Source organism: Verrucosispora sp. FIM060022 (genome assembly GCF_003977705.1).
GTDB classification, from domain to species: domain Bacteria; phylum Actinomycetota; class Actinomycetes; order Mycobacteriales; family Micromonosporaceae; genus Micromonospora; species Micromonospora gifhornensis.
This window is the reverse complement of sequence record NZ_RQIV01000001.1, coordinates 215,126-233,987: the sequence shown is the minus strand read 5'-3', so window position 1 is coordinate 233,987 and position 18,862 is coordinate 215,126. Positions and strand designations below refer to the sequence as shown.

Sequence of the window (18,862 nt, the reverse complement as noted above, 5' to 3'; positions counted from 1 at the left end):
GCCGTCTGGTCGGTGAAACCCTAACGGACCGCGGCGAGGCGGGCACGTGTCCGCACCCGGACGTGTCGGCTCCACGGTGGACGACGTCGGCCGGCGGTACGCGGGTGCGGACCGCCGGCCGTCGAGGGTGGGCGGTCAGCCGGTGACCGCGTTGAGCGCCGGCAGGTAGCCGTGGCGGTAGCCGTCGGCGTTCGGGTGGTACGCCTCGATGACGCCGGTGACGTCGCGGATCCACGGCTGGGCGGCGCAGACGCCGTGACCGGCGAAGGTGGGCCGGGTGTCGGCGAAGGTGGCACCGGCTGCGGCGGCCCGGTCGGCGGTCACCTGGGCGAGCACGTCGGCGGCCTCGTTGAGCAGAATGCGCTTCTGGCTGCTCATCGCCAGCAGGCCACAGGAGCCGGTCTCGAACAGACGCGGGTAGCCGAGCACGATCAGCCGGGCATTGGGGGCCCGGTCGCGGATGGCGGCGTAGGTGCGGTCCAGCCGGGCCGGGAGCGTACCGGTGGCGAAGGCCTTCGCCTCGTTGACCGCGTTTGTGCAGTTGGAGGTGCTGCCGAAGCGGCAGCTGGTCATCACGTCGGCGAACCCGGCGTCGTTGCCGCCGATGGTGATGGTGACCATGGTGGTGGTGCTGCTCAGCGAGCTGAGCTGGTTGTTGAGCACGTCGGCGGTGACCGCGCCGCCGCAGGCGGGGAAGCGGAAGCTGGCCACGTTGTTGGCGGCGGCCCACAGCGGGGCGTACGACTTCTGGCTGCGCAGGCAGGTGGACAGGTCGTACGGGCCGGCGCCGACCCCGGAGGAGTACGAGTCGCCGAGGGCGACATAGTGGATGGGGGCGGCGGCTGCCTGGGCGGCGGCGGGGACGGCCAGCGCGCCGAGGGTGGCGGTGGCGAGGGCGACCAGCGCTGCGAGGGCGCGGGCCAGCGGACGGTGGGGCATGGACGGACCTCCACAGGGGGGTGGTGGTGGAGCCCGAGAACCGCGCGCGTGGCCAAGGGTTGTTACTGGGCGGTAATGCTATCGAAACAAGTGAATGAAGGGAATAGCCGACGGCACCCGCCTGATCCAGCCGGGTGCCGTCGGTGTGCTGTTAACAGGGGACCCCTGCTCTACACGAGACGTTAAAAGGGGGCCCTTCCTTACACCGCGAGTGGGCGGGAGCCGGCGTGCACGGGCGCAGGAAGCGCGCCCACCCCGCCGAGGTAGGTGTGGATCGCCGCGGCGGCGGCCCGGCCCTCGGCGATCGCCCAGACGATCAGCGAGGCGCCCCGGTGCATGTCACCGGCGACGAAGACACCGTCGGACCCGGTCTGCCAGTCGGCCCGCGAGTCGATCGCGCCCCGGGCGTTGCGGGCAACCCCGAACTGCGCCAGCAGCGGCTGCTCCTCGGTGCCCTCGAAGCCGATCGCCAGCAGCACCAGGTCGGCGGGCAACTCCCGCTCGGTGCCCGGCACGGCGGTGACGATCCGCCGGCCGTCGCGCTTCTCGACTGTCACCTCGGCGATGCGTACCGCCCGGACCGCCCCGGTGCCGTCGTCGACGAACTCCTGCACCGCCACCGCGAAGACCCGCTCGCCGCCCTCCTCGTGGGCCGCGTACTCGCGCAGGATCCACGGCCAGGTCGGCCACGGGTCGCGCGCCTCGTCGCGGGCCCGAGGTGGCTGCGGGTACAGGTCCAACTGGTGTACGCCGGCCGCACCCTGCCGGTGGGCCACCCCGAGGCAGTCCGCCGCGGTGTCGCCGCCGCCGATGATGACCACGTGCTTGTCGGCCGCGTCGATAGGCGTACCGTCGGCCAGGACGGCCAGGGCGGGCCGCCCCTCACCGGCCGCGGCCACCACCCGGTTCGCCGCCACCAGATGCGCCATCGCCTGGTGTACGCCCCGCAGCTGCCGGCCCGGGGTGTCGGTCTCGCGGCCCTGCAACGCACCGCAGGCCAGCAGCACCGCGTCGTGCTGCTCGCGCAACTGCTCGGCGGTGATGTCGACGCCGACGTTGACCCCGGTACGGAACTGCACCCCTTCGGCGGTGAGCTGGGCCAGCCGGGTGTCGATGTGCCGCTTCTCCAGCTTGAAGTCGGGGATGCCGTACCGCAGCAGGCCGCCGATCGCGTCGTCGCGCTCGTACACGGTGACGGCGTGACCGGCGCGGGCCAGTTGCTGCGCGGCGGCGAGCCCGGCCGGGCCGGAACCGACCACGGCGACGGACCGCCCGGTCGGTGGCGGCACCGCACGCGGGGTCAGCCCCCGGGCCACCGCGGCGTCGGCGATCTCCACCTCGACCTGCTTGATGGTCACCGGGTCACCCCCGGCGATGCCGAGCACACACGCGGCCTCGCAGGGCGCCGGGCAGAGCCGACCGGTGAACTCGGGGAAGTTGTTGGTGGCGTGCAACGAATCCACCGCCGCGTCCCAGTTGCCGGTGCGGACCAGGTCGTTCCAGTCCGGGATCCGGTTCGCCAGCGGGCATCCGGCGGTGTCGCTGTGGCAGAAGGGGATGCCGCAGTCCATGCACCGGGCCGCCTGCTCGCGGATCAGCTCCTCACCGGCCGGTGGGTAGACCTCCCGCCAGTCGCTGATGCGCACCGGCACCGGCCGGCGCGCCGGCACCCGGCGGGGGTAGCGCAGGAAACCGTTCGGGTCAGGCACGAGCCACCTCCTGGGCGACCACCCGGTTCGCGGGTGCCAGCGACACCTCACCGGGCGTCGGCTGCGACGCCTCGGTGGGCGCCGGCTGCGATTGTGTGGCGGCTGGCGCCGCCAGGGCGCTCATCACCGCGTCGTCGACGTCCTGGCCGGCGGCTTCGGCGGCCTGCATGATCTCCATGACCCGGCGGTAGTCCCGGGGTACCACTGCGGTGAACTCCTCCACCGCCTCCGGCCAGCGCTTGAGCAGCTGTTCGGCGACCGCCGAGTCGGTCTCGGCGAAGTGCCGCTGCACCAGCTCGTGCAGTCGGGCCCGCTCGGTCTCGCTGGGCGCGGACAGGTCGACCAGTTCGGTGTTGACCCGCCGCCGGTCGAGATTCCAGACGAAGGCGGTACCGCCGGACATGCCGGCGGCGAAGTTGCGCCCGGTCGCGCCGAGCACCACCACCGTGCCGCCGGTCATGTACTCGCAGCCGTGGTCGCCGACGCCCTCGACGACGGCTGCCGCACCGGAGTTGCGGACCGCGAACCGCTCCCCCACCCGACCGCGCAGGAAGACCTCGCCGCCGGTGGCGCCGTACAGGATGGTGTTGCCGGCGATGATCTGGTCCTCGGCACGGCCACCCGGTGCGGCGTCGGGGGCGACGAACGGCGACGTCGGTGCCGGCCGGACGATCAGCCGCCCGCCGGAGAGTCCCTTGCCGACGTAGTCGTTGGCGTCGCCGTACAACCGCAGGGTGACCCCGCGGGGCAGGAACGCCCCGAAGGACTGCCCGGCGGTGCCGTGCAGGGTGAACTCGATGGTGTCGGTGGGCAGCCCGGCACCGCCGTAGCGGCGGGTGACCTCGCCACCGAGCATCGCGCCGACGCTGCGGTGCTCGTTGCGGATCGTCACCTCGGCCCGCACCGGCGCGCCGTCGCCGTGCAGCGCCGGCTCCGCCAGCGCGATGAGCTGGTTGTCCAGCGCCAGCTCCAGGCCATGGTCCTGAGCGCGTACGCCCCGACGCGCCGTCTGATCGGGCAGCTGCGGCAGGTGCAGCACCCGGTGCAGGTCGAGCCCGCCGGCCTTCCAGTGCTCGATCGCCGGTGCCACGTCGAGCAGCTCGGTGCGGCCGATCGCCTCGTCGATGCTGCGCAGACCCAGCTCGGCCAGGTAGCCGCGGATCTCCTCGGCGAGGAAGAGGAAGAAGTTCTCCACGAACTCCGGCTTGCCGGTGAACCGCTCCCGCAGCACCGGGTTCTGGGTGGCGATGCCGACCGGACAGGTGTCCAGGTGACAGACGCGCATCATGATGCAGCCGGAGACGATCAGCGGGGCGGTGGCGAAGCCGAACTCCTCGGCACCGAGCAGCGCCGCGACGATCACGTCCCGACCGGTCTTGAGCTGGCCGTCGACCTGCACGGTGACCCGGTCGCGCAGCTTGTTGAGCAGCAGCGTCTGCTGCGCCTCGGCCAGGCCCAGCTCCCACGGGGTGCCGGCGTGCTTGAGTGAGTTCAGCGGGGACGCGCCGGTGCCGCCGTCGTGGCCGGAGATCAGGATGACGTCGGCCTTGAGCTTGGCCACGCCGGCGGCGACCGTGCCGACACCGACCTCGCTGACCAGCTTGACGTGCACCCGGGCGGCCGGGTTGACGCACTTGAGGTCGTGCACCAGCTGGGCGAGGTCCTCGATGGAGTAGATGTCGTGGTGCGGCGGCGGGGAGATCAGACCGACGCCGGGGGTGGCGTGCCGGGTCCGGGCGATCCACGGCCACACCTTGTTGCCGGGCAGCTGCCCACCCTCGCCGGGCTTCGCGCCCTGCGCCATCTTGATCTGCAGGTCGTCGGCGTTGACCAGGTACTCGCTCGTCACCCCGAACCGGCCACTGGCGATCTGCTTGACCGACGAGCGACGCAGCGGGTCGTGCAGCCGGTCGACGTCCTCGCCGCCCTCACCGGTGTTGGACTTGCCGCCGAGGCGGTTCATCGCGATCGCCAGGGTCTCGTGCGACTCGGCCGAGATCGACCCGTACGACATGGCGCCGGTGGCGAACCGCTTGACGATCTCGCTGGCCGGCTCCACCTCCTCGATCGGCACCGGCGGCAGTTCGCCGGTACGCAGCCGGAACAGCCCGCGCAACGAACCGGCCTTCGCGGCCAACTCGTCGACCTTGGCGGTGTAGCTGCGGAACACGTCGTACTGGCGGCTGCGGGTGGCGTGCTGGAGCAGGAAGACCGTCTCCGGGTTGAACAGGTGCAGTTCACCCTCGCGACGCCACTGGTACTCCCCGCCCACCGGCAGCCGGTCGCTGGCGGTGAGGCCGGGTGCCGGCCAGGCCAGCGCGTGCCGGGCGGCCACCTCGGCGTGGATGCCGTCCAGACCGACGCCGCTGATCGTGCTCGGGGTGCCCCGGAAGTAGCGCTCGATCAGGCGGGTGTCCAGCCCGACCGCCTCGAAGACCTGCGCGCCGCAGTACGACGACACCGTCGAGATGCCCATCTTCGACATGATCTTCAGGACGCCCTTGCCGAGCGCCTTGACGTAGTTGCGGATCGCGGCGCGCGGCTCGACGCCGGCCAGCGCGCCCGTGGAGATCATGTCCTCGACCGACTCGAAGGCCAGGTACGGGTTGACCGCCGCCGCGCCGTAGCCGATCAGCACCGCCGCGTGGTGCACCTCGCGGCAGTCGCCCGACTCCACGATCAGCGCCACCTGGGTGCGGGTCTGCTCGCGGACCAGGTGCTGGTGCACCGCCGCGGTGAGCAGCAGCGACGGGATCGGGGCCAGGTCGGCGTTGGAGTCCCGGTCGGAGAGCACCAGGATGCGTACGCCGTCCTCGATGGCCTCGGAGACGTGCCGGCAGATCTCGGTCAGCCGGGCCTTGATCCCGGCGCCGCCGTCGCGGATGCGGTAGAGCCCGGAGACCCGTACCGCTTTGAAGCCGGGCAGGTCGCCGTCCTCGTCGATGCTGAGGATCTTGGCCAGCTCGTCGTTGTCGATCACCGGGTAGGGCAGCACGATCTGCCGGCAGCTCGCCGGACCCGGGTCGAGCAGGTTGCCTTCCGGGCCGATGGTCATGGCCAGGCTGGTCACCAGCTCTTCCCGGATGGCGTCCAGCGGCGGGTTGGTGACCTGGGCGAAGAGCTGGTGGAAGTAGTCGTAGAGCAGCCGGGGCCGGGTGGACAGCGGGGCGATCGGGGTGTCGGTGCCCATCGAGCCGATCGGCTCCGCGCCGGTACGGGCCATCGGGGCGAGCAGGATCTTCAGCTCCTCCTCGGTGTAACCGAAGGTCAGCTGGCGGCGGCGTACCGAATCGTGGGTGTAGACCTGGTGCTCGCGGGCCGGCAGGTCGTCCAGCTCGATCAGCCCGGCGTGCAGCCAGTCGGCGTACGGCTCGGCAGCGGCCAACTCGGTCTTGATCTCGTCGTCGTGCACGATCCGACCGGCGGTGGTGTCGACCAGGAACATCTTGCCGGGCTGGAGGCGACCCTTGGCGACCACGGTGGCCTGGTCGAGGTCGAGCACGCCCGCCTCGCTGCCCAGCACGACGAGCCCGTCGGCGGTCTGCCACCAGCGGCCCGGCCGCAGGCCGTTACGGTCGAGCACCGCGCCGACGATCTCGCCGTCGGTGAAGGCGACCGAGGCCGGCCCGTCCCAGGGCTCCATCAGGCTGGCGTGGAACCGGTAGAAGGCCCGCTTGTCGGCGGCCATGTCCGGGTCGTTCTCCCAGGCCTCCGGGATCATCATCAGCACCGCGTGCGGAAGGCTCCGCCCGGCCAGGTGCAGCAGCTCCAGGACCTCGTCGAAGTTGGCCGAGTCGGAGGCGGCCGGGGTGCAGATCGGGAAGACCCGACGGATGTTGCCGGACAGTTCCGGGGTACGCAGCAACGCCTCGCGGGCCTGCATCCAGTTCCGGTTGCCCCGGATCGTGTTGATCTCACCGTTGTGGGCGATGAACCGGTACGGATGCGCCAGCGGCCAGGACGGGAACGTGTTGGTGGAGAAGCGCGAGTGCACCAGGGCGATGGCGCTGTCCACCCGCTCGTCGGTCAGGTCCGGATAGTAGGCGGGCAGCTGGTCCGGGGTGAGCATGCCCTTGTAGACCATGGTCCGCCCGGACAGCGACGGGAAGTACGCCGGCACGCCGCGCTCGGCGGACTCCCGCTCGGCCTGCTTGCGTACGCAGAAGGCGACCCGCTCCAGCTCCAGACCGCGCAGCGGGGAGCCGGCCGGGCCGGCCGGGGTGTCGGTGAGCCGACGGGCGGCGAGGAACAGCTGCCGCACCCGGGGCATCGCCGCCAGCGCCGTGGCACCTAGGTCGGACGGGTCGACCGGCACGTCCCGCCAGCCGAGCAGCTCCGCCCCCTCGACCAGGGCGTACTTCTCGACGACCTGACGGGCACGGGCCTCGCCGGCGTCGTCGTCGGGCAGGAAGACCAGACCGGTGGCGTACTCGCCGGCCGGAGGCAGCGGGAAGTCCACCACCGCGCGCAGGAACGCGTCCGGCACCTGGATCATGATGCCCGCGCCGTCACCGGTGTTCGGTTCCGCACCGCGGGCACCCCGGTGGTCCAACCGGCACAGGGCGCCGAGACCGTTGGCGACCACCGTATGGGAGCGTCGACCGTGCAGGTCGGCCACGAAGGCAACACCGCAGGCGTCGTGCTCGTGGGCGGCGTCGTAAAGGCCGGCGGGGGACGTCACCTGGGGGTGTTGCGGTGCCGGCTGGGGGCGGTGTGGGTACGCAAAGGCCACCGGGCCTCCTGTCGTCACTCAGGGTGGATCATGGTCGGGACGACGTCGGCCCTCTACACGGACTTCTGAGTCTACGTTAGGGCTGGGTACGCAGGGCCAGTGCAGATTGATCACACCGTCCAGACTCTGGGACAGGTAGTCTCGCCGGGTGGATGCAGACCACGCTGACCTGCTGGGCCGATTGGAACAATTTTATGACGCTGTGCCGCGAGACGCCGCTCGCGCGGAGGATCACGGTAGTTGCGTCCTGTTCGTCCGCGAAGGCAGTGGATGGCCGTTCTACGCCCGCCCTCGTCGCGGCGCGGACCGGTCCCCGTCGCTGGCCGATCTGACCGCGGTTCGCGCCCGACAACGCCAACTGGGCCTGCCCGAAACCCTGGAATGGGTGCACGAGATCAACCCCGACCTGCTCACGGTGGCCCGCTCGGCCGGCCTCGCCGTGCTGGAGGCCCCGCTGCTGGTGCTCGACCCGACCACCCTGGCCGACCCGACCACCTTCACCGACGTACCGGTGCGACTCCTGACCGCCTCGACACCGCCCACCGCCGCCGACGTGGCCGCCCGCCGGGCCGTCGCCGCGATCGGCTTCGCCGCCCCCGGCACGAGCCGCGGCGAAGCCGGACCGGCCCAGCGCGACACCGCGCTGTACGGCCTGGAGGTCGCGGCCCTGGACGAGGAGCTGACCCGCATCGCCGACGGCAGCCGCCTCGCCGCCCTCGCCGAGACGCCCGAGGACGGGGCCCTCGCCAGCGGCATGGCCATGCGCGTCGACGACGTCGCCGAGATCGCCGGAGTCGCCACCCTGCCCAGCGCCCGCCGCCGCGGACTGGCCGCCGCCGTCACCGCCGCCCTGTCCCATGCCCTGCTCACCGAGGGTGTCGAGGTGATCTTCCTCTCCGCCGGCAGCGACGAGATAGCCCGCGTCTACCTCCGCGCCGGCTTCCGCCGCATAGGCACCGCCTGCATAGCCGAACCCCCCACCATCCCCCCACCCTGACCCCCACCCCGCCGCCCTCCCTCCCCCGCCCTCCCGCCCCGCGCCCCCTCCCCACGCCCCCTCCCCACGCTCCCTCCCGCGCCACCCCAGCCCCGCCGCACTCCGCGATCATGGACTTTCGGTCGCCCCTTCATCCCCTTCTGCCACCCTTTGCACCGACCAAAACCGCATGATCGACGCCGCGAGAGGGGTCAGGGTGCGGGTGAGCGGACGCAGTCCGCCGCGAGCCCGCCACGCCCCCACGATCATGGACTCTCGGTCGCCCCTTCATCCCGTTCTGCCACCCTTTGTGCCGACCAAAACCGCATGATCGACGCCGCACGAGCGGTCAGGGTGCGGGTGAGCGGACGCAATCCGCCGCGAGCCCGCCACACCCCCGCGATCATGGACTTTCAGTCACCCCTTCATCCCGTTCTGCCACCCTTTGTGCCGACCAGAACTGCATGATCGACGCCGCGAGAGGGGCGAGGGTGCGGGGCGGCGGCGAGCGGGGAGGGAAGGGAAGGGAAGGGAGGGACGGGAGGGGAGGGACGGGAGGGGAAGGGTGGGGTTAGGGGGGTGGGGGGCGCCACTGGGCGGCTACGGTGGCGGCGGTGCCGAGGATGCGCGGGGTGATGGTGTTGAGGGCGACGTCGCGGGCGCGCAGGGCCAGTCGGCCCCGGGTCTGCAGCACGGCGGACATCCGACGGGTCTGACGGACCACGGCGGCCGCGCGGGGGCGACGCGCCCGGTCGTACGCGAGCACCGCGTCGGGCAGCGTGGACTCACGTAGCAATGCGGCGAGCGTCGCGGCGTCCTCGAAGGCGAGGCACGCTCCCTGGCCGAGATGCGGCGGCATGGCGTGGGCCGCGTCGCCGAGCAGCACCACCCCGCCCGGTCCGAGCGGGAAGCCGTACGCCTTCGGCAACGGGCGCAGCTCACGGATCTCCTGCTGCACCAGGTCGTCGGGCTCGGTGGCGGCCAGCAACTCCTCGACAGGCCCGGGCCAGCCGGCGTACCAACGGCGCAGCAGCGCCAACTGGGTCTGCGGCGGCTCGGGTCGGGCAGCGCCCGCGGCGGTGGCCATCCAGTAGATGCCGCCCCGACTGGAAGCGCCGGAGGAGCCCCGCTCACCCAGCGAGGCGGCCACGAACCGGTAACCCGCGCCGAGGATCTCGCCGCTGACCGACTCGGACAGGTTGGGTGCCCGGTACCAGGGGATCACCGCCCGCCAGGCGGCGCATCCGGAGCTGACCACGTTGGCTCCGGGGGCGAGCTGACGACGGATCACGCTGTCGACGCCGTCCGCCGCCACCACCAGGTCGGCTTCGTACAGGTGCCGGCCGTCGCCGACCGCCGGGCGGGCACCGGGTGCCGCTCGTACCGTTCGTACGGTCACCCCGGTCCGCAGTTCGACCCGGTCACCCAGCCCTGCGATCAACGCGTCGTGCAGGTCCTCCCGGTGCACCACGACGGGCAGCCGCTCGACCGGAACCGGACGCGGCTGGACCAGCCAGTGACCGTCGGGACGGCGTACCCCACCATCGGGCAGCGCCGTGGCGACCGCGTCCAGGCCGGCACCGAGATCGAGGGCACGGAGGGCGCGGACCCCGTTCGGCCAGAGCACGACGGCTGTCGGTTCCGGGCGGATCCGGTCGGCCTGCTCCAGCAGGGTGACCTGCCAGCCGGATCGGGCCAGCGCACCCGAGACCGCGAGGCCACCCAACCCGCCGCCGACCACCACCGCGGTCCGCATACCGCCCCCTCGTTCAGCTGTCGCGCTCGGCGGGCCGAGCCGACGCGGCCGCACCACCGTCGGTGGCCGCGTCGCCTGGCCGCTCCTCGGCCGTGGCCGCATCGTCGGACCGGCCCGCGGCGGTCACCGACTCACCCGTCGCGGCATCGCCGGTCGAGGCGGTGCCCGTCCCGGAAGTACCGGTGGTGGTGCTCGTTCCGGAAGCGTCGGTGGTGGTGCCCGTAGCGGGATCGTCGGTGCCGGTGGGCTCGGGTGGCGCCTCGCCGGTTTCCTGCCAGTGGCGGAACTGCTCCTCGCTGACCACCCGGTAGCCCTCCGGCGCGACCGGCTGCTCGCCCGCCTGCCGGGCGGACAGGTCCACCTGGGAGACGTCGGAGGCCGCCGTCGAGGTCGCGACGGAGGCGCCGATCGGGATCAGGTACTGGCGCGGGCCGCGGACCAGCAGGAAGTACGCCAGCGCGCCGAGGAAGACCAGCGCGGCGGTCCAGACGTTGAGGCGTACGCCGAGGATGGTGTTCGCCTCGTCGGTGCGCATCATCTCGATCCAGAAGCGGCCGGCGGTGTAGCCCATCACGTACAGCGCGAACGCCCGGCCTCGGCCGAGCCGCAGCTTGCGGTCGAGGAAGAAGACAAGCGCCGCGACGCCGACGTTCCACAGCGCCTCGTAGGCGAAGGTCGGGTGGTAGAGCCCTTCCTCCAGGATCGGCCGGCCCGCCTCGTCGCGCAGCGCCTGCCCGCCGTCCATCCGGTGGATCTCCAGGCCCCACGGCAGGTCGGTCCGGCTGCCGTAGAGCTCGTTGTTGAACCAGTTGCCGAGCCGGCCGACCGCCTGCGCCAGGGGCAGGCCGGGTGCCAGCGCGTCGGCGACCACCGCGAAGGGGATGCCCAACTGCCGGGCGGCCAGCCAGGCGCCGACCGCGCCACCGGCGACCGCGCCCCAGATCCCGAGCCCACCCTCGTGGATGTAGAAGACCTTGATCGGGTCACCGCCGGTGCCGAAGTACGCCGCGGGTGAGGTGATCACGTGGTAGATCCGGGCGCCGATGATGCCGGCCGGCACCGCCCACAGGGCGATGTCCAGCACCGCGCCGGGAGCGACCCCACGCTGGCGCAGTCGCCGGTCGGTGACCCAGCAGGCCACCACGATGCCGGCGATGATGCACAGCGCGTACGCCCGCAGGGGAATCGGCCCGAGGTGCCACACGGCGGTGCTCGGGCTGGGGATGGCGGCAAGGTACGTCGGCGAGGCGAGACTCACGCGCGCACCCTACCGCTGCCAACCCCTCCCCCGTCACCCCGGCCCACCACCCCGACCACCCCCACACCCACCCCACTCCCCGCGATCTTGCACTTCCCGCCTCCACAAACCCTGACATTTCAGGCATATGTGCGACCAAAAGTGCATGATCGGCGAGAAAAGGGGTGCGGGGTTAGGGGGTGGCGGGGTGGCGGACGCCGGTGGCCAGGGCGGTGGTGAGGGTGGTCAGGGCCGTGAGGGCGGTGGGTTCGTCGGGGGTGTCGAGGAGGCAACGGATCAGGGCGCTGCCGACGATCACGCCGTCGGCGTAGCCGGCGACGGTGGCCGCCTGGGCGCCGGTGCCCACCCCGAGGCCGACGCCGACGGGCAGGTCGGTCACCTTGCGGACCCGGGACACCAGCACGGGCGCCGCCTCCGAGGTCTGCGTCCGGGCACCGGTCACACCCATCAGCGCGGTGGCGTAGACGAAACCGCGGCAGTGTTCGACAGTCATCGCCAGCCGCTCGTCCGTCGACGAGGGCGCGACCAGGAACGTACGGTCCAGCCCGTGGGCGTCCGAGGCGGCGAGCCACTCGCCGGCTTCCTCGGGAATCAGGTCGGGCGTGATCAGTCCGGTGCCACCGGCCGAGGCGAGATCCCGGGCGAACGCGTCCACGCCGTACTGCTCGATCGGGTTCCAGTAGGTCATCGTGACCACCGGCGCGCCGGTGGCCGTGACCTCCTCGATGATCCGCAACGCGTCCCGGGTGCGTACGCCCCCGGCCAGCGCGATGTCGCTGGCCCGCTGGATGACCGGGCCGTCCATCACCGGGTCGGAGTACGGGATCTCCAGCTCGATCACGTCGACCCCGGCCGCCACCATCGCCTTCATCGCCGTGATGCTGCCCTCGACGGTCGGGAATCCGGCCGGCATGCAGCCGATCAGCACCGCCCGGCCCTCCGCCCGCGCCTTGTCGAAGACCACCCCGATCCGGCTCTGCTGCTCACTCATGCCGACTCCCCGTCCAGGATGCCGAAGTACCCGCCGGCGGTGTGCACGTCCTTGTCGCCCCGGCCGGAGAGGTTGACCACGATGGTGGGCTGCCGACCCAACTCGGCGGCGAGCTTCCCGGCGATGGCCAGGGTGCCGGCGAGCGCGTGCGAGCTCTCGATCGCCGGAATGATGCCCTCGGTACGGCAGAGCAGCTCGAACGCCGCCATCGCCTCGTCGTCGGTGATCGGCAGGTAGCTGGCCCGCCCGGTGTCGTGCAACCAGGCGTGCTCCGGGCCGACACCCGGATAGTCCAGGCCGGCGGAGATCGAGTGCGACTCGACCGTCTGCCCGTCGGCGTCCTGGAGCACGTAGGTGCGGGTGCCGTGCAGGACGCCCGCGGAGCCACCGGTGATGCTGGCCGCGTGCCGGCCGCTGGCCACCCCCTCGCCGCCGGCCTCGAAGCCGTACAGCCGCACCTGCGGGTCGTCGACGAAGGCGTGGAAGATGCCCAGCGCGTTGGAGCCGCCGCCGACACAGGCGGTCACTGCGTCCGGCAGCGCGCCGGTCAGGTCGAGGCACTGCTGCCGGGCCTCGTCGCCGATACCCCGGACGAAGTCGCGGACCAGCGCCGGGAACGGGTGCGGGCCGGCGGCGGTGCCGATCAGGTAGTGCGTGTCGTCGACGTTCGCGACCCAGTCGCGCATCGCCTCGTTCATCGCGTCCTTGAGCGTACGGCTGCCGGTGGTGACCGGGACGACGGTGGCGCCGAGCATCCGCATCCGGGCCACGTTCAGCGCCTGCCGCTCGGTGTCGACCTGACCCATGTACACCACGCAGTCGAGGTCGAACAGGGCGGCCGCGGTGGCGGTGGCGACGCCGTGCTGACCGGCGCCGGTCTCGGCGATCACCCGCTTCTTGCCCATCCGCCGGGTGAGCAACGCCTGGCCGAGCACGTTGCGGACCTTGTGCGCGCCGGTGTGGTTGAGGTCCTCGCGCTTGAGCAGCACCCGGGCACCGGCGCGGGCGGAGAAGCGGCGGGCCTCGTACAGCAGCGACGGGGTGCCCGCGTAGTCGCGCAGCAGCGCGCCGAACTCGGCGCGGAACGCCTCGTCGGCCATCGCCGTACGGTGTGCGACGTCCAGTTCCTCCAGGGCCGCGACCAGCGCCTCCGGCACGAACCGCCCGCCGAAACGACCGAAGTGACCGGCGGCGTCCGGGAACTGCGCCGCCGGGCCGGCCGACTCCGCGGTGCTCCTGCCGTGACCTGCGCTCATCGGGGAACCTCCCCCTCGAAGGACAACCGGTACGACGTCAGCGCACCGGACGGGGCGTGGCGGGGTGGTTTCCGGCGTTGACCAGTTCGGCCACCGCCTCGCGGGGACTCTTTTTGGTGACCAGGCCCTCACCGACCAGGACCGCGTCGGCACCCGCGGAGGCGTACCGGATCAGGTCGTGCGGACCGCGTACGCCGGACTCGGCGATCTTGACGACGCTGCTCGGCAGCCCCGGTGCGATCCGCTCGAACACCGACCGGTCGACCTCCAAGGTACGCAGGTCGCGGGCGTTGACGCCGATCACCTGCGCACCGGCCTCCAGAGCCCGGTCGGCCTCCTCCTCGTCGTGCACCTCGACCAGCGCGGTCATGCCCAGCGACTCGATCCGCTCCAGCAGGCCGACCAGCACGTTCTGCTCCAGCGCGGCGACGATCAGCAGCACCAGGTCCGCGCCGTGCGCACGGGCCTCGTGCACCTGATAGCTGGAGACCACGAAGTCCTTACGGAGCACCGGGATGTTCACCGCGGCCCGCACCGAGGCGAGGTCGTCCAGCGAGCCACCGAACCAGCGCCCTTCGGTGAGCACACTGATCGCCCGGGCCCCACCGGCGGCGTACTCGCCGGCCAGCTCGGCCGGGTCGGCGATCTCCGCCAACTGGCCCTTGGACGGCGATGAGCGCTTCACCTCGGCGATGACGGCGACGCCCGGCCGCCGCAGGGCCGCGTACGCGTCCAACGGCGGTGGGGCGGCGGCGGCGAGTTCGCGGATCCGCTCCAGCGGAACCTGCTCCTGCCGCCGGGCCACGTCCTCGCGGACGCCGGCCAGGATCTCGTCGAGCACGCTTGTCGGGGCGGCCGGAGAACCGGCTTTGTCCCCCTCCGCGTGCGCATGCTCAGCAGTCACCAACGGACTCCCCTCTCCGGGTGTCATGGGCCGATGCTAGGTGGCTCTGCCAGGCACCGCCCGCCGGGGGTATGGCGCTCCTCACGAAATGGCTCGGGCATAATGGCCGACTTGCGCAAACGTACCGTGACTCTACGTCACCACCACATCGACAGATGCCCATGCGCAGGCTCGGCCGACGGGAACCCACCACCCGCGATGACCGCCGTCGATGCTGTGAGCTACCTCAAGGACGAACGGCCCTTTGCCTGGTCAGGGCAGCTACCGCAGAGTTGACGTTGCAGTCATCACTACGAAACGTGAGCCGCGCAGCATCGTTCTCGGGCAGACTCAATGACGCGCTTGCCCCTCTACCACGACGATCTCTTCGGGGTTCTCATGAGTTCCTCCGCGCCGCACCAGACCATCGGACTCACCACCATCTCGCGTACCGTCGCGTCGCTCGCCGTCGGTGTCGTCCACACGGTCGAGCGCGCCGTGGTCGGTCCGACCCGGATCCGGACCGCACAGGGCAACGCCTGGGAAGCCATCTGCGCCGACCGTGCCCGCGCCGACCAGCGCGCCGCCCTCGACCAGCTGGTCGCCGAACTCGCCGCCGCCCGTACCCGCGACCGGCAACCCGTCAGCTGACCAGCCCGGCCGCACCCGCCACTCAAACGTCGCCCACCCGACCGCGGCAGCTTCCCCTGGTCACGCTCGATCTGGGATCGAGTGGCCTGACGCCCGCAGGGCCTGACCGCGCTCAGCGCACCGTGGGGTCTTCGCCCCGGTCCAGTGCTTCCCAGGCGTCCACGGTGCCGGCACCCTGGATGGGGCCGGACGTGTCGGCGTCCCGCCGCGATCGGCGTTCGTAGCGGGCGCTCATCGCCGGCCAACGGTTTCCGCGCAGCGCGGTCAGCGCCCCGCCGGCCGTCGCCATCAGGCCACCGAGCAGGGTGAGCGCGGGCCACTGCGAACTGACCTGGTCACCGAGGTCCGCCAGCAGCCCGTAGCCACCACCGCCGGCCAGGGCGAGGCCGAACAGCGCCAGCAGCGCGCCGAGCACCCGGCGCAGCCAACCTCCGGTGGCCAGCACCGCTCCCCCGCCGGCCAGCCCTACCAGGGCGAGCGCCGGCAGCCAGGGCAGCAGTCGGGCGCCGGTACCTCCTTCGTCGAGGGCGGACGACGTGGTGGAGTCCACCACCCAGGTGCGGGTCACCGCCCAGAGCGCCAGCCCCGCGCCCGCCAGGCAGAGCAGCACGGCGTACGCCAACTCACGTCGGTCGGTCATCGGGCTGCTCTCAGGGTTTCGGCGGCGGCGATGGCTGCCAGTACCGCGGCGGCCTTGTTGCGGGTCTCCTGGTCCTCGGCGGCCGGGTCGGAGTCGGCCACCACGCCGGCACCGGCCTGGACGTAGGCGCGGCCGGCGCGCATCAGGGCGGTCCGGATCGCGATGGCCATGTCGAGGTCGCCGCCGAAGCCGAAGTAGCCGACCGTGCCGCCGTAGAGGCCCCGGCGTACCGGTTCGAGTTCCTCGATGATCTCCATGGCACGCACCTTGGGGGCGCCGGAGAGGGTGCCCGCCGGGAACGTCGCGGCCAGCGCGTCGAAGGCCGTACGGTCCTCGCGCAGGGTGCCGACCACGGTCGAGACGATGTGCATGACGTGGCTGTACCGCTCGATGGTGGCGAACTCCGGCACCTCGACGGTGCCGGGCCGGCAGACCCGACCCAGGTCGTTGCGGCCCAGGTCGACGAGCATGACGTGCTCGGCCCGTTCCTTCGGGTCGGCGAGCAGTTCGGCGGCGAGGCGGGCGTCGGCCTCCGGGGTCGCGCCGCGCGGGCGGGTGCCGGCGATCGGGTGCAGCAGGGCGCGCCGCTCGCCGCTCTCCTCGATCGTCACCTTCAGGTGCGCCTCGGGCGACGAACCGACGATGTCGAAGTCGTCGAAGCGCAAAAGGTACATGTAGGGGCTGGGGTTGGTGGTACGCAGCACCCGGTAGACGTCCAGCGGGTCGGCGGCAGTGTCCCGTTCGAAGCGTTGGGCCAGCACGATCTGGAAGCACTCGCCGGCCCGGATCGCCTCCTTGGCCGCCTCGACCGCCTTGGGGTAGCCGCCGTCGGGGGTACGGCTGCGTACCTCGCCGACGGGTGGGCGGTGCACCGTGGAGACCATCGGCGGGATGGGCCGCGACAGCGCGGTGGTCATCGCGTCCAGCCGACCCACCGCGTGGTGGTACGCGGCGGCGACCAGCGCTTCGCGGCCCGGCTCGTCCTGCGGGGGCAGGATCGCGTTGGCGACCAGGATCGCCGAGCCGTCGAAGTGGTCGAGCACCACCAGGTCGGTGGCGAGCATCATGCCCAGTTCGGGTACGGCCAGGTCGTCCTCGGTGAGCGCGGGCAGCCGCTCGAAGCGCCGGATCAGGTCGTAACCGAGGTAGCCGACCATGCCCCCGGTCAGCGGCGGCATCCCGCCCTGCGGGTCGCCGGGTGGGCCGGCCAGCGCGGCCACCGTGGCCCGCAGCACCTCGACCGGGTCGCCGGTGATCGGCAGTCCGGCCGGGGGCGTGCCGAGCCAGGCCGCCGCGCCGTCCCGTTCGACAAGGGTGGCGCTGCTGCGTACGCCGACGAAGGAGTACCGGGCCCAGGCCAGCCCCGCCGAGCCGACGCCCTGTTCGGCGGATTCCAGCAGGAAGGTGCCGGGGCCACCGGCGAGCTTGCGGTAGACCCCGACCGGCGTCTCCGCGTCGGCGAGCAGCCGGCGGGTCACCGGCACCACCCGCCAGCGGGCCGCCAGTTCGGTGAAGGTGGTCTCGTCGGGGCTCACCCGACCGTCGGTCACGAGGTCACCTCGCCGGTGACCGGAAGCTCGGTGTGGAAGCAGGTGCGCTGCCCGGTGTGGCAGGCGGCACCCACCTGGTCGACGCTGACCAGCACGGCATCGCCGTCACAGTCCAGCGCGACCGAGCGGACGTACTGGTGGTGGCCCGACGTGGCGCCCTTGACCCAGTACTCCCGGCGGCTGCGCGACCAGTAGGTGGCCCGGCCGGTGGTCAGGGTGCGGTGCAGGGCCTCGTCGTCCATCCAGGCGACCATCAGCACCTCACCGCTGTCGTGCTGACGGACCACGGCGGCCACCAGGCCGTCGGGGGTCCGGCGCAGCCGGGCGGCGATCGCCGGGTCGAGCCGGGACGGCCGGTCCGGGCCGCCGGGCGGGGGCGACGCTTCGCGGTGGGCGCCGGTCACCGGCGCGTCAGGTACGGGCACAGTTAGCCATTGTTCCGCACGCGGAGCGGGTACCCCAGCGGCCTCCCGACCGTCGGACGGCACCGCCCCGGTCGACTCGCGACCTGGCGACGGCACGGCGGCGGACTCCTGGCCGGTGTGCTGGGGCGGGACCACGGGGTGGCCCAGCTGGGCCACGTAGCGGTCCAGCCGGCCGTCGAGCAGGGCGGCGGCGAGGTCCGCGCCGCCGACCTCCGCCACCTCGGCGGCGTACGGGCGGATCAACGGGAGGGTGCCGGCCACCAGGCGGGCCGCGGCGGCCCACAGTTGGCGGGTCGAGCCGGGCCGCAACCCGAGACAGCGCAGCATGGCCTCGCGGTAGCCGGCGGGTGCCACCGGCAGGTCGAGCGCGGCGGTGAACGCCGACCGGCGGGACACCACCCGTACGGAGGGATTGGCCAGTCGCAGCACCGAGGGGCAGAGCCGCGCCAGGTCGGCGGCGGCCAGCCGGACCCCGAGCCGGTCGTCGGCGTCCCGGGCCGAGGCCACCTTGCCGAGGCTGGCGATCATTTCCTCCAGCCGTGGCTCGTCGGCAGGCTGGCAGAGCACCGGCAGGTCGATCCGGGCCCGCCAGCGCGGATCCGCCCACAGCAGCCGGGCGGGGGCCGTCACGGGCAGGCCGAACGCCCAGTCGGCCGGTTCGCCCAGTCGGGTCACCCACGACCGGATGTCCCGAGCCGCGACCGAGACGTGGGTCAGCCGGCCGGAATGCTCCGCGATGTAGGCCCGGCGGGCCGCGTACGGCGCACCACCGCCGACCAGAACGTCGACGTCGACGTCGCTGTGGGCGGTGGCGGCCCGACGGGCGTGGCTGCCGCGGAGCAGAATGCCCACCACGGGTCGGTCGGCGCTCGCCCGCAGCCGTGCGGTCCAGTCGTCGAAGAATCGGCTGTCCGATGACGGAGCGTGATCCACTGCGCCATCCTGCCGCAGGTCCGATCTAGGCGCAATGCCCGATGACGGACTCTGTGTCCGTTAAATCATTAGTTGCCCGTGGTATCAGCCCGCGATTCACTTCCGGCCTTTCCCGGTCGACCTAATTCAACTAGCGTTGATTTCAACAGTTGATGAGTTTGTT

General features: G+C 72.3%; 13 protein-coding genes and 1 pseudogene. 2 read left to right on the top strand and 12 right to left on the bottom strand.

Going from position 1 to position 18,862, the window contains the following annotated elements; genetic code table 11:
- Positions 1-135 precede the first annotated feature (135 nt).
- The 3 genes from EG812_RS01020 to gltB all read right to left on the bottom strand — a co-directional run bounded on the left by EG812_RS01020 (position 136) and on the right by gltB (position 7,380).
- Positions 136-939 carry an SGNH/GDSL hydrolase family protein gene (locus tag EG812_RS01020; protein ID WP_102660591.1) on the bottom strand — a complete coding sequence of 268 codons (804 nt, stop codon included), beginning with the start codon at positions 937-939 and terminating at the stop codon, positions 136-138.
- Positions 940-1,139: 200 nt separating this feature from the next.
- A complete protein-coding gene (locus EG812_RS01015; protein WP_126710482.1) occupies positions 1,140-2,648 on the bottom strand; it encodes a glutamate synthase subunit beta in 1,509 nt (502 codons plus the stop codon).
- The gene (gene gltB, locus EG812_RS01010) at positions 2,641-7,380 is read right to left on the bottom strand and encodes a glutamate synthase large subunit (RefSeq protein WP_126710481.1); all 4,740 of its coding nucleotides are present in this window, start codon (positions 7,378-7,380) and stop codon (positions 2,641-2,643) included. The genes EG812_RS01015 and gltB overlap by 8 nt, the downstream gene beginning before the upstream one ends.
- Before the next feature lie 202 nt (positions 7,381-7,582).
- On the opposite strand from gltB, the gene EG812_RS01005 reads away from it, so the two are divergent.
- Positions 7,583-8,377 (top strand): GNAT family N-acetyltransferase, encoded by a 795-nt coding sequence (locus tag EG812_RS01005; RefSeq protein WP_233579329.1) that lies wholly within the window; start codon positions 7,583-7,585, stop codon positions 8,375-8,377.
- A 550-nt stretch (positions 8,378-8,927) separates the two neighbouring features.
- On the opposite strand, the gene EG812_RS01000 is transcribed toward EG812_RS01005, so the two are convergent.
- The 5 genes from EG812_RS01000 to trpC form a co-directional block, all read right to left on the bottom strand.
- Positions 8,928-10,112 (bottom strand): FAD-dependent oxidoreductase, encoded by a 1,185-nt coding sequence (locus EG812_RS01000; RefSeq protein WP_013735041.1) that lies wholly within the window; start codon positions 10,110-10,112, stop codon positions 8,928-8,930.
- A 13-nt stretch (positions 10,113-10,125) separates the two neighbouring features.
- Positions 10,126-11,370, bottom strand: coding sequence for a prolipoprotein diacylglyceryl transferase (gene lgt, locus EG812_RS00995; protein WP_126710479.1), 1,245 nt, complete (start codon positions 11,368-11,370; stop codon positions 10,126-10,128).
- Positions 11,371-11,542: 172 nt separating this feature from the next.
- Complete coding sequence (gene trpA / locus EG812_RS00990; protein ID WP_013735043.1) at positions 11,543-12,361, bottom strand: tryptophan synthase subunit alpha; 819 nt, start codon at positions 12,359-12,361, stop codon at positions 11,543-11,545.
- Positions 12,358-13,617 carry a tryptophan synthase subunit beta gene (gene trpB, locus EG812_RS00985; protein ID WP_013735044.1) on the bottom strand — a complete coding sequence of 420 codons (1,260 nt, stop codon included), beginning with the start codon at positions 13,615-13,617 and terminating at the stop codon, positions 12,358-12,360. Before trpB ends, trpA begins: the two co-directional genes overlap by 4 nt.
- Before the next feature lie 37 nt (positions 13,618-13,654).
- Positions 13,655-14,458, bottom strand: a complete 804-nt coding sequence (trpC, locus tag EG812_RS00980; RefSeq protein ID WP_013735045.1) for an indole-3-glycerol phosphate synthase TrpC — start codon at positions 14,456-14,458, stop codon at positions 13,655-13,657.
- Positions 14,459-14,899: 441 nt separating this feature from the next.
- Here trpC and EG812_RS00975 point away from each other — a divergent pair, with 441 nt between their 5' ends.
- Positions 14,900-15,151: a hypothetical protein gene (locus EG812_RS00975; RefSeq protein WP_043721515.1), complete on the top strand. Its 252-nt coding sequence runs from the start codon at positions 14,900-14,902 to the stop codon at positions 15,149-15,151.
- A gap of 112 nt (positions 15,152-15,263) precedes the next feature.
- Here the strand turns inward: EG812_RS00975 and EG812_RS00970 are convergent, their stop codons facing one another.
- The 4 genes and pseudogenes from EG812_RS00970 to EG812_RS29420 all read right to left on the bottom strand — a co-directional run.
- Positions 15,264-15,791 carry a Trp biosynthesis-associated membrane protein gene (locus EG812_RS00970; protein ID WP_126710478.1) on the bottom strand — a complete coding sequence of 176 codons (528 nt, stop codon included), beginning with the start codon at positions 15,789-15,791 and terminating at the stop codon, positions 15,264-15,266.
- A complete protein-coding gene (locus EG812_RS00965) occupies positions 15,788-17,341 on the bottom strand; it encodes an anthranilate synthase component I (RefSeq protein ID WP_126710477.1) in 1,554 nt (517 codons plus the stop codon). The genes EG812_RS00970 and EG812_RS00965 overlap by 4 nt, the downstream gene beginning before the upstream one ends.
- Entirely contained in the window at positions 17,338-17,766 is a 429-nt protein-coding gene (hisI, locus tag EG812_RS29425; protein ID WP_126711057.1) for a phosphoribosyl-AMP cyclohydrolase, read from the bottom strand. The genes EG812_RS00965 and hisI overlap by 4 nt, the downstream gene beginning before the upstream one ends.
- Positions 17,767-18,060: 294 nt before the next feature.
- Positions 18,061-18,294 (bottom strand): annotated as a pseudogene (locus EG812_RS29420) (phosphoribosyl-AMP cyclohydrolase); the annotation flags it as partial.
- Between the last annotated feature and the right edge of the window lie 568 nt (positions 18,295-18,862).

Coding starts and splice junctions, on each gene's coding strand:
- EG812_RS01020 (WP_102660591.1), bottom strand. CDS start 939: ATGCCCCACCGTCCGCTGGCCCGCGCCCTCGCAGCGCTGGTCGCCCTC.
- EG812_RS01000 (WP_013735041.1), bottom strand. CDS start 10,112: ATGCGGACCGCGGTGGTGGTCGGCGGCGGGTTGGGTGGCCTCGCGGTC.
- trpA (WP_013735043.1), bottom strand. CDS start 12,361: ATGAGTGAGCAGCAGAGCCGGATCGGGGTGGTCTTCGACAAGGCGCGG.
- trpB (WP_013735044.1), bottom strand. CDS start 13,617: ATGAGCGCAGGTCACGGCAGGAGCACCGCGGAGTCGGCCGGCCCGGCG.
- EG812_RS00975 (WP_043721515.1), top strand. CDS start 14,900: ATGAGTTCCTCCGCGCCGCACCAGACCATCGGACTCACCACCATCTCG.
- EG812_RS00970 (WP_126710478.1), bottom strand. CDS start 15,791: ATGACCGACCGACGTGAGTTGGCGTACGCCGTGCTGCTCTGCCTGGCG.